Origin of the sequence: Neobacillus drentensis (assembly GCF_036965645.1) — a bacterium.
GTDB lineage: Bacteria > Bacillota > Bacilli > Bacillales > Cytobacillaceae > Neobacillus > Neobacillus drentensis_D.
Genome location: NZ_JBALPZ010000153.1, coordinates 7,212 through 18,147, shown reverse-complemented (window position 1 = coordinate 18,147; position 10,936 = coordinate 7,212). Strand labels below are relative to the sequence as shown.

Here is a 10,936-nt window from a genome sequence, read left to right as displayed (position 1 = left end):
TTAATAATGCAGGTATTCTCAAGGACCGGTCTGAAGATATATTCGGAGACTTTTATTACGAAGATATGATGAAACTGATTGATACGAATACATTTGGACCATTGCGTGTCTCCAAGTCTGTTGTTCCTTTGCTAATAAAAGGAAATAGTAAAATACTTGCCAATATCTCATCAGAACCTGCAAGTTTAGCTGATTCCTAGAGAAAGAAGGAGTATGGCTATTGCATGTCAAAGACTGCTTTAAACATGCAATTAACGATCTTACAAAATCAATTAAAAGAATATGGGATCAAAGTTTTAGCATTCCATCCAGGTTATGTGAGGTCGTATATTTTTGGTGAATTCAATCCAGATGCAACGATTGATGCCATCGAATCTGCAACGGGAATTATGAACCAAATATTAAAGTCACCAGCGATTGAAGAACATATGTTCATTGATTATCAAGGGAACCAAATGAACTGGTAAGTAGATAAAACTTAAACATGACTATGATTTGATTATGGAATGAAATGGCAACGGTTATTTAAGCAAATCTAGTATTTTAATCAACTTATTTCTTATTTAAAGGAGCTGTTGGGATGTTTAAAGGGAAGGTTTTATCTCAAAATGATATTGAACAATTCATTGAATTAGGTTGGGTTAAAGTCTCCCAAGCTTTTGAGCGAAAGGCCGCATTAAAGGCACAGGATTACTTGTGGGAACAACTGGAAAAAAGAGGGGTTGAAAGACTTGATCGAACAACCTGGACTGAGCCCATGCTCCGATTGAATGAAAATTACAATACGGAGGAGTTCCGTCCGTGCGATAGTGAAAGACTCTCCGATGCCATAGAGGATTTAGTGGGAACAGGTCGTTGGGTCGGCCGTGGCATACCAAATCGTTGGGGATGGTGGCCCGTTAATTTTTCGGAAGGTTCCCATCTGGAATGGGACGTTCCAACAAATGGATGGCATTGGGATGGAATCCATTTTAAACATCACGTTGATAGCCCTGATCAAGGTCTGCTTTGTTTATGTATTTTTTCAGATATTGGCCCCCGGGGTGGCGGGACATTAGTGGCTGAGGGTTCACATAAAGTGATAGCTCGATACTTGGCTGAGCAGCCAAATGGTGTAACTCTCGAGGATGGAATCCAAGCTGTGAACAAAGCTCATGAATGGTTTGGCATGCTTACAGGTCAAGATGGGACAAACTCTTCTTCAAGCAAGGATACGAACCGAATCGATTACTTTATGAATCAAACCGTTAAGGTTGATGAGACAAACCTTAGAGTAGTGGAAACAACTGCAGAAGCAGGCGATGTCTACCTTTGCCATCCGTTTCTCTATCATGCCTCTTCTCAAAATCATTCAGGAATTCCACGTTTTATGTGCAATCGGACAACTCCGTTAGGGGGGAGATTAAACTTAAGAAGAATAAATGAGACAGACTATTCACCTCTAGAATTTAGTATTCGGAAGGCCTTGTAAACTCACGAAAAAGCCCAATTTTTGGGACCCTATCCATTTGAGTTAGAGGATTAGATATATTTGAAGTGAATATTTTTCATAAGTACTTCGTGAGAATCATTTCTAGTATTTATGCACCTTAAAAAATATTTATTAAAAGGGGATTTGAACATGCTAAAAGTCTTACGTAAACCAGTGATTTCAGGATTAGCTTTAGCATTATTGCTACCTGTAGGAATAACAAGTGTATCTGCATCTAATATAGAATCTTATGCCAAAAAGCCAACTATTAGTGCATTTGAGGCACCACAGCTAGACCAAAGATATAAAGATTCTTTCACCATTGGGGCAGCAGTAGAGCCTTCCCAATTACAAGGCAAGGACGCGGAAATGTTAAAGCGCCATTTTAATAGTATCGTTGCAGAGAATGTCATGAAGCCTGCAAGTTTGCAGCCAGTAGAAGGTCAATTCAACTGGGGACCTGCTGATCAAATTATTAAATTTGCAAAAGAAAATGGCATGGACGTCCGTGGTCATAATCTTGTCTGGCACCAGCAGGTACCTAATTGGTTCTTCATTAATAAACAAGGTGAATGGATGCCAAGTGAGACAGATCCAGTAAAACGCGAGGCAAACAAAGAGTTATTATTACAGCGCTTACGTGATCATATTAAAGCAGTCGTATCACGATATAGGGATGATGTGAAATCTTGGGATGTTGTGAATGAAGTCATCTCTGATGGAGGTGGATTACGCACTGACTCTAATTGGTACAAAGTAACCGGCGAAGACTATATTAAAGTCGCATTTGAAACCGCCAGAGAATATGCTGCACCAGATGCTAAGCTTTATATCAATGATTACAATACAGAAGTAGAACCAAAAAGATCAAGTCTCTATGAGCTAGTTAAAAGATTAAAAGAGGAGGGGGTTCCAATTGATGGTGTTGGCCATCAGTCCCACATCCAAATCGGCTGGCCTTCTGAAGCAGATATTGAAAAGACGATTAACATGTTTGCGGATTTAGGCCTAGATAACCAGATTACCGAGCTTGATGTCAGTATGTATGGCTGGCCTGTAAGGGCATATCCAACTTATGCAGCTATTCCGGAACAAAATTTCCTAGACCAAGCAGATCGTTACGATCGTTTGTTCAAGTTATATGAGAAATTGGGCGATAAGATTAGCAACGTAACCTTCTGGGGCGTTACTGATAACCATACTTGGCTTAATGACCGTGCTGATGTTTACTATGATCAAGATGGAAACGTTGTAACGGATAAAAATGCACCATATGCTACTGTAGTGAAAAAATCTGGAAAGGATGCACCATTTGTATTTGATCCAGACTACAATGTAAAACCGGCCTATTGGGCAATTATTGACCATAAATAATGTAAATTAGTAAATCAGCTCCGATATTGGAGCTGATTTTTTAAACGTCTAATCAAAATAGCATTAGGAGATTATTACTGCTGGTAATTTTTTGTGTATAAAATGATAAGTCATTATTCTTACTCTTTGAAAGCGTGTTCAAAAAATATTCAAAAAATTCAATTTAATAATTGACACAAGTCTATAACGAGGATTAGAATAAAGTCAACAATAAACGCGTGTTCACGAGAGAAGGAAAATACATTGAAAAGAAGTAAAATAAACAGCACACAAATTGCAGAACTCGCAGGTGTATCTAGAAGTACCGTTAGCAGAGTCATTAATAATTATCCTAGTGTTCCCCCTGAGACTAGGGAAAAGGTAATGAAAGTCATCAAAGAATACAATTATGTTCCCGATATGTCTGCACAAGTACTTGCAGGGAAAAATATGAGGAATATTGGATTATTCATTATTGATAAGGGAAGTGTCTCAAATGACCCAACCAGCAATAAGCTTATCACTAGTGTAATAGAAGAAGCTTCCTTACACGACTACTATATATTGACACATATTATACGTAATAGTAAGGATCCAGTTAGTGTAGACCGCGTGAAGGCGGTATTTTACCAGAATAGAATAGATGCAGGTATTTTTATGGGTGCAGATAATCATGAACCGTTTATTGAAGAACTTATTGCAGAAGGTTTTATTATCGGTATTGTCGACCAGAATTTGCCCGGGCGTGATGAGGCCAATCGAATTGTCTATAACTTCGATAGTGATAATGATGTCATCAAAGCAATAGATTATTTGGTTAGTTTGAATCACCGCCATATCGGAATCATAAATGGCGATCTAAAACGACACTCCGGGTCAGCGAGATACAAGGGCTATCTGAAAGCTATTGAACATCATGGTTTACCGATTAGAAAAGAATGGATTTTACCAGGGGATTTTAATAGCGACAGTGGATATAACAGCATGAAAAACTTCTTAAAAACCAACCTTGAATTACCGACAGCTTTTTTTGCTGCTAACGATAGTATTGCATTTGGGGCCATTCGAGCACTTAATGAAAAAGGATTGAATGTTCCAGCAGATGTATCCATCATTGGTGTCGATGACCATGCATTAAGTGCTTTTTTTCCTCCCCCCTTAACGACTTTTAAAGTGGATTTCAGAGGAATGATGCAGCGTTTGACCAATGATGTCATCAAAAAGATTGAACAGCCAGGTAACAAGGGGATTAAGATTACCGTAGGTTCTGAATTGATTGTAAGAGAGTCTTGCCGCTCTCTTTAATCTCTTTTTTTAGTTCGGTGTGAACGCGCTTTCAATTTATGATTACTTGCTTGGTTAGTATAAGCTTATTCACAAGGTTTTATTTTTTAAAGTTATAAACGCGTGTTTATACGCGAAAAAAATAATATGTTTATTAAAAGGGGGGATGCCTAAAGGGAAAAGGTTTTGAAAAATGTACACTTGCCATTATTTCTTCATCAAAAGTTAAATTCTATTTATTATTGGGGGTTTTGAATATTGAAGAAAATCTTCTCAGTAAGTATGATTTTACTCCTTGTCATGATGTTGATCCTTTCAGGTTGTTCGAGTTCCAAATCCTCTACTACATCAAAATCTGATGGTGGCTCCAAAGAATTTACATATTGGTATCCATGGGGTGGAGATTCTGAAAAATGGGATAAAGGAAGAATTGCAGATTATGAGAAAGAGAAAGGCATAAAAGTAAATGCCGTATACGTTCCCGATGGTATCACAAATGGTAAACTTTTATCTGCCATCACTGGGGGAAACCCGCCAGATTTAGTATTAGGAGATGGAAATGACTATCAGCTCGCCTATAGTCTAGCGGCTCAAGGGGCATTAGAGCCACTTGATAAATATCTAGAAAAAGCAGGTTTTGATGAGAATAGTGTTCTTGATGGTTTCCGTTCGTTAATGAAACAGCCTGATGGAAAAACCTATATACTTCCACAGGATTCGAACGTTAACTTATTGTATTACAATGTGGACATGTTCAAGGCGGCAGGACTAGATCCGGATAATCCTCCAAAAACCATTGAAGAGTTAGATAAAGCGGCTGCAGCCTTAACGAAAATTAATGATGATGGCAGCTTCAAAACACTTGGCTTTATTCCGTGGATTGATGCAGGCGAGGATCCATATACCTGGGCATGGGATTTTGGTGCTAACATGTATGACACAAAAAATAAAAAAGTCGTATTAAATGAAAAACCGATGATTGATGCGTTTAACTGGATGGATAGTTATGCCAAGAAATATAATCCAGAAAAAATCAAGTCCTTTACGTCAGGATTTGGCGGGGCTTTTTCTCCAGATCACCCATTCATGACTGGAAAGGTCGCCATGACGGTTACGGGAAACTGGTTTGCTAATGCACTTAAAATATATTCTCCAAACACCCATTATCGAGTAGCTCCGATTCCAAGCCCTCCAGGCGGAAGAAAGGATTCCACGGTATTTGGAACAAATGTATTTTTTGTTCCAAAGGGAGCAAAGCATCCTCAAGAAGCGGTTAACTTTGCTTTATATGGAAACCAGGACAAAGTGTTAGCGGAAAACATTAATATTTGGAGATCCATTTCTATCTGGAAAGAAAAATCGGATGCCATCAAATGGGATAACGACCAAGTTTATGACACAGTGTTAAAAGTGGCAGCTTCTCCAGATTCGGGTCACCCAGCATTGACATCCGTCGCTAGTGAAATGGGCGATGAACTGACTAGCATTCGCGATGATGTTATCTATAATCATAAAGACCCAGAATCTCTTCTTAAAAAAGCCCAACAAAAACTTCAAGAAAAACTTCAGAAAAAATAAAGGCCTTGCAACCGGGTTTTGCCTTCGGGCAAAATCCGGGCTTAAAAAAATTAAGGAGGGAGAACGATATGAAGACGACACTCCCAGTTGCAAAACCTGAACAACGAAATATTCTTCCTGAAACTAGTCAATCGACAACGCTAAAAAAAGTGAATAAACATGTAAATAAGTTACTAGTTTACTTGATTTTGATTTTATTTTCTTTAGCTTTTATTGTGCCATTCCTTTGGCTGATATCAGGCTCCTTAAAAAGTAGTTCCGAACTCTTTTCGGATCCACCCGTATGGATCCCTAAAGTTCTCAATTGGTCCAATTACAAGGAAGCGTTTACGGCCTTTCCGTTCTTTTTATATTTTAAGAACACTATTATTATTGTTGTTTTTACCTGTATTGGGGCGGTGATCTCGAATTCTTTAATTGCCTATGGCTTTTCCAGAATAGATTGGAAATATCGAGATGGCATTTTCGTCCTTGTTTTGGCGACATTAATGCTTCCGTTTCAAGTTATCATGATTCCGTTATTTCTTCTATTTAAAGAAATCGGATGGATTGGGAGTTTCTATCCTTTAATCATACCGCACTTTTTTGGTAATCCATTCTTTATCTTCTTATTAAGACAGTTTTTTAAAGGAATACCAAAAGAATTATCTGAAGCAGCAAAAATAGATGGAGCCAATGAATTCACGATTTATTGGAAAGTCATTTTACCGTTATCTAAACCGATTTTAGCTACGGTGGTGATTTTTCAATTCATCGAGGCCTGGCGAGACTTCCTAGGTCCACTTATTTTCCTAAGTGACAATAGCCATTACACCCTTTCATTAGGAGTGCAACAGATTATGTCACAAAATGACCCAAGGTGGGGCTTACTGATGGCGATTGGCGTGGCCATGACATTACCAATCATAATTGTCTTTTTCTTCCTACAAAAATATTTCATCGAAGGGATCACATTCACCGGTTCAAAAGGATAATACAGTTTGGTTTTCGATCCCTTTTGGGAACCAAAATCATAAAAAATACTCTTTAATAACAGGGGGTGTGATGGATGAACACACAAAAAAGAAATTTGAGAAATGGCCTCCTTTTCATTTCTCCTTGGATTGTCGGGTTTCTCTGCTTTACGGCCTATCCAATGTTTAGTTCTCTCTACTATTCTTTGACAGAGTATAATCTAATTTCTGAACCGAAATTTATTGGATTGGGAAACTATAAGCAACTTCTCTTTAAAGATGATTTGTTTTTCACTGTGTTGGGAAATACGTTATATATGGTATTTGTCGGTTTGACGATCACAACGGTGGTCACCATTTCAATAGCCATCCTACTTAACACAAAGAATATTAAAGGTATTTCCTTTTTTAGGGTAGTCTTTTTTATTCCAACACTTGTTCCTTTTGTTGTTCTGGCGATTTTGTGGATTTGGGTCCTTCAGCCAGATTCTGGCGTTGTAAACTCGGTCCTTGGCTTTTTTGGTATTGATGGCCCCGGATGGTTTTCTAGTCCGAAATGGGCAAAACCAGGATTTATCATCATGGCGATTTGGATGTCTGGAAATATGATTTTGATCTATTTGGCGGCAATCGGTGATATTCCAAAATCCTTGTATGAAGCAGCCTCCATCGATGGTGCCAATGTAATACAAAAGATCTTTCATATTACGTTGCCAGGGTTAAGACCAGCGATTCTTTTTAATTCAATTACGGGAATGATCTCGGTATTTCAATCCTTCGCCGAAGCCTTTATTATCACGGATGGGGGACCAGACAACTCTACGTTGTTCTATTCTCTCTATCTTTATCGAAATGCTTTTCAGTACTTCAATATGGGGTATGCTTCAGCGCAAGCATGGATTCTCTTAATCATCGCCTTAATTATGACCATGACTTTTTTCAAACTTTCGAAAAAATGGGGATTTGAAGATTAATATTTTTATAATGAAAAATTAATTTGTATTACTTAAATGAACAATCACAAGTATCACTAATCATACGATATTTTTAAAATTTTCATTCTTTGTGAGAGATATAATGGCTTATCCATTGTATATAAACTAAAAGATAAAAAGGAGAGAATAAATGATGTCAAATGAAACTCATGTTCAAAATGGAGTATTAGGAACAAAGGTAATTGCTCAAATTGGTATTCTAGTGAATGATATTGAGACAGTTTCACAAGCCTATGCGGATTTCTTTGGGGTAGAAAAACCAAAATGGAATTGGACGGATACAGTGGATAAAGCACGGACGGAATACAAAGGGTCCGCTTCAGTAGCCCGTTCAAAATTGGCCTTTTTCGATATGGGATCACTTCAGTTAGAGCTAATTGAACCTGATCAGCATCCTAGCACGTGGAGAGACCATCTCAATGAGCATGGCGAAGGTCCACACCATATCGCCTTTATTATAGAGGGGATGAAAGAAAAAGTGTCTTTAATGGAGTCACGAAATATGCCATTGGTTCAAAAAGGGGAATATACAGGTGGTCGCTATGCTTATCTAGACACATTCAAGGATTTAAAGATTATGTTAGAGCTTCTTGAAAACGATAAAAAGTAAGGGGGGAAGCACTGTTGAAAAATATTGATAACAATCATCTGATAAAGATCGGTTTAGTGGTGGACGACATTCATTTAGCTGCGAAAAACTTTTCGGAACTCTTTGGTGTTGAGATGCCCCAGATTATTTTACCGCCTGAGGAGGTTACTCCTGATCCAACCGGTGAGACCTATTCCGTTTTCCGCGGAGAAAATGCACCTGCTCGAGTTAAAATCGCAAACCTTAAAATGGGACCTGTTACAGTTGAGTTATTAGAGCCTCTTGACGAACCATCTCCTTATTCAGAGTATAAGCAAAAGCACGGACAAGGGGTTAATTTTATTACTTTTACTGTCAATGGATTTGAAGAGCACATTCAATTTGTCGAGGGAAAAGATATTCCTTTAATACATAAAGGAGAATACGGAACTGGGCGTTATTGTTTCTTTGATTCGGTTTCACAATTGGGTGTTATGCTAGGCCTACAAGAAATAGGTCGTAAACCAGTCAAAGCTTAACTTAGGAGGGTTACTATGAATCTATTTATTACAGGTGCTAACCGTGGTCTTGGATTGGCGTTGACCAAGGAAGCAGCAAAAAGGAGACATACTGTATTCGCTGCTGTCCGAAACCCAGAACAGAGAGTGGAGGAGTTAAGACAACTTCAGTCTGATTTTCCGAATCAAGTCTTTCTTCTGCCTCTAAATATTGCTGATGAGGCGTCATGTGATGCAGCTTCTAAAAGGTTAAGAGAGGAAAATGTTTCCTTAGATGTTATCATTAACAATGCCGGGATATTAGATGAACGTTCAAAGAAAATTGAAGAATTGGATATGGATAAGGTGGAGCAGACTTTTCATATTAATCTCTTTGGACCAATGAGAGTTATTAAACACTTCCTGCCACTTCTTGCCAAAGGACCCAACGCTTCCATTATTAACATCTCATCTGAGGCCGGAAGCTTTCAGAATGCCTATGGCGGGGATTATCCTTACGCTCTTTCTAAATCCGCGTTAAACATGTTTTCTCAACAATTAAAAAAATATCTAGCCATTGATCAAGTTTCTGTTTATGCTATCCATCCTGGCTGGATCAAAACAGACATGGGTGGAGAGCGGGCTCCTGGCACACCGGAGGAATCCGCACGGGGTTTTTTGGATATTGTCGAGAAGAAAATGGAGATTCAAGCTACTTCATGTTTTATTAATTTCAAGGGAGAGCCAATGCCACTATAAACGTAGTTGGCCCTCAAACCATCGTTTGGGGGCCGATTACTATTCTCCTACATCGGGAAATCACTGATAGAATTCTTAGTAAAAATATTATTTCATGGAGAGTGAAGGCTTTGAAAAGAATCGTTACCCTTATAGGAGATTACTATCATCCTAGAGAAAGGATTCAAGCTTCCTTGATTCGGGTCTTAGCCCTGCTTAATGAAGAAAACGAAAGATTTGAGTACGTGGAAATTGAACCGAGTCAACTAAAAAAGGAATTAGAAAGTCAACCTGATGCCGTTATCTTATTTAAAGAAGATCGACTTAATCCGAATGATGAAAAGGTTGATACTTGGATGACTGAAGAAATGGGCGAAGCGATTGCTCAGTATGTTGAACAAGGTGGAGGATGGTTAGCTTGGCATTCAGGGCTTGCCTCCTACTCTATTGAGGGTTCCTATACTGAAATGTTAAAGGGATATTTTGAATACCATCCAGCACCTCATCCTCAAGTAAAGTATACGGATGTACAAAGAATCGATGCTTTTGGCCCGGTTTCCTTTGAAATTAGAGATGAGCACTATTTTGTTAAAGTAAAGGAAGAGGAGACGAATATCTTTTTAAAATCAGTTTCCGAAGAAGGGAATTCCATTGCAGGGTGGTTCCATCACTACGGAGCAGGGCGAGTCTGCTGTCTTACCCCAGCACATAATGAAGAAGGGCTTATAAATGAGGAATTTACATTACTCTTGGCTAAGACGGTTGAATGGGTGAGTTTGAAAAAAATAAACGCTCTTAATTAGGATAAACGAATGTTTGCAGATCCTGATGATTTTAATAGAATCTAAGCTTTACATCTCTCTGCTAGCCACTAAATGGAAATATTCAAGAATAAATAGGAAGTGAAGGAGAGGGAGCTGGTAAAAATTGGAGAGACCTAGTTAAATAAGACAAAGGAAAAAGCACCCCCTGAATCGTATTTAAATAATACGTAACTCAGGAGGTGTTTTCTTATGGGGAAGATAAATGAATACTCAGAAGAAGTTAAAAAGGCTGTTATTGAAATGAAGTTAAGTGGTGAGTATTCTAACCGTGAAATTATGGACAAGTTCGGAATTACCAATGTTACTCAGATTAAAAGGTGGATGAAGTGGTATCGTGAAGGGCAACAATATCGTTTAGCGCAAGGGATTGGTAAACAATATAGTTATGGGAAAGGTCCTGCAGAACTATCTGAAAATGACCAGTTAAAGAGAGAAAATGAGTACTTAAAGGCACAAATAGAAATTTTAAAAAAGTACCAAGAAATAGAGAGGAGTTGGTTCCGGAAGCAGTCGTAGCCTTAGTTGAAAAATTTAAAGATCAATTTTCTATAACCTTTCTTTGTAAATGTATTGGCACACCTAGGTCAACTTACTATAGGTGGAGAAAACAAGGTTCTAAAGGTAAAACTGAACTCGAAGCACAGATCACTGAAATTTGTAAACGTCATAAATTCC

The 10,936-nt window shown here is 38.3% G+C and carries 11 protein-coding genes and 2 pseudogenes; all 13 read left to right on the top strand.

Features of this window, described 5'->3' with window-relative positions:
• Window positions 1-200: pseudogene (locus V7266_RS24890) on the top strand (SDR family NAD(P)-dependent oxidoreductase); the annotation flags it as partial.
• Between the two features lie 24 nt (window positions 201-224).
• Window positions 225-467 (top strand): hypothetical protein, encoded by a 243-nt coding sequence (locus tag V7266_RS24885; RefSeq protein ID WP_335471884.1) that lies wholly within the window; start codon window positions 225-227, stop codon window positions 465-467.
• Window positions 468-580: 113 nt separating this feature from the next.
• Entirely contained in the window at window positions 581-1,471 is an 891-nt protein-coding gene (locus V7266_RS24880) for a phytanoyl-CoA dioxygenase family protein (RefSeq protein ID WP_335471882.1), read from the top strand.
• Window positions 1,472-1,621: 150 nt separating this feature from the next.
• Window positions 1,622-2,845 carry an endo-1,4-beta-xylanase gene (locus V7266_RS24875; RefSeq protein ID WP_335471880.1) on the top strand — a complete coding sequence of 408 codons (1,224 nt, stop codon included), beginning with the start codon at window positions 1,622-1,624 and terminating at the stop codon, window positions 2,843-2,845.
• Window positions 2,846-3,088: 243 nt separating this feature from the next.
• Window positions 3,089-4,129 carry a LacI family DNA-binding transcriptional regulator gene (locus tag V7266_RS24870; RefSeq protein ID WP_335471878.1) on the top strand — a complete coding sequence of 347 codons (1,041 nt, stop codon included), beginning with the start codon at window positions 3,089-3,091 and terminating at the stop codon, window positions 4,127-4,129.
• Window positions 4,130-4,366: 237 nt separating this feature from the next.
• On the top strand, window positions 4,367-5,686 hold the full coding sequence (locus V7266_RS24865) for an ABC transporter substrate-binding protein (RefSeq protein ID WP_335471876.1): 1,320 nt from the start codon (window positions 4,367-4,369) through the stop codon (window positions 5,684-5,686).
• 68 nt (window positions 5,687-5,754) lie between these two features.
• On the top strand, window positions 5,755-6,660 hold the full coding sequence (locus V7266_RS24860; RefSeq protein WP_335471875.1) for a carbohydrate ABC transporter permease: 906 nt from the start codon (window positions 5,755-5,757) through the stop codon (window positions 6,658-6,660).
• Window positions 6,661-6,734: 74 nt separating this feature from the next.
• The gene (locus V7266_RS24855; RefSeq protein ID WP_335471873.1) at window positions 6,735-7,613 is read left to right on the top strand and encodes a carbohydrate ABC transporter permease; all 879 of its coding nucleotides are present in this window, start codon (window positions 6,735-6,737) and stop codon (window positions 7,611-7,613) included.
• A 151-nt stretch (window positions 7,614-7,764) separates the two neighbouring features.
• Complete coding sequence (locus V7266_RS24850) at window positions 7,765-8,244, top strand: VOC family protein (RefSeq protein ID WP_335471871.1); 480 nt, start codon at window positions 7,765-7,767, stop codon at window positions 8,242-8,244.
• Window positions 8,245-8,258: 14 nt separating this feature from the next.
• A complete protein-coding gene (locus V7266_RS24845; RefSeq protein ID WP_335471869.1) occupies window positions 8,259-8,741 on the top strand; it encodes a VOC family protein in 483 nt (160 codons plus the stop codon).
• Between the two features lie 15 nt (window positions 8,742-8,756).
• Entirely contained in the window at window positions 8,757-9,458 is a 702-nt protein-coding gene (locus tag V7266_RS24840; RefSeq protein WP_335471867.1) for an SDR family oxidoreductase, read from the top strand.
• A gap of 110 nt (window positions 9,459-9,568) precedes the next feature.
• Window positions 9,569-10,240, top strand: a complete 672-nt coding sequence (locus V7266_RS24835; RefSeq protein WP_335471865.1) for a ThuA domain-containing protein — start codon at window positions 9,569-9,571, stop codon at window positions 10,238-10,240.
• A 210-nt stretch (window positions 10,241-10,450) separates the two neighbouring features.
• Window positions 10,451-10,936, top strand: a pseudogene (locus tag V7266_RS24830) (helix-turn-helix domain-containing protein); the annotation flags it as partial.

Coding starts and splice junctions, on each gene's coding strand:
- V7266_RS24875 (WP_335471880.1), top strand. CDS start 1,622: ATGCTAAAAGTCTTACGTAAACCAGTGATTTCAGGATTAGCTTTAGCA.
- V7266_RS24850 (WP_335471871.1), top strand. CDS start 7,765: ATGATGTCAAATGAAACTCATGTTCAAAATGGAGTATTAGGAACAAAG.
- V7266_RS24860 (WP_335471875.1), top strand. CDS start 5,755: ATGAAGACGACACTCCCAGTTGCAAAACCTGAACAACGAAATATTCTT.
- V7266_RS24840 (WP_335471867.1), top strand. CDS start 8,757: ATGAATCTATTTATTACAGGTGCTAACCGTGGTCTTGGATTGGCGTTG.
- V7266_RS24880 (WP_335471882.1), top strand. CDS start 581: ATGTTTAAAGGGAAGGTTTTATCTCAAAATGATATTGAACAATTCATT.
- V7266_RS24855 (WP_335471873.1), top strand. CDS start 6,735: ATGAACACACAAAAAAGAAATTTGAGAAATGGCCTCCTTTTCATTTCT.
- V7266_RS24885 (WP_335471884.1), top strand. CDS start 225: ATGTCAAAGACTGCTTTAAACATGCAATTAACGATCTTACAAAATCAA.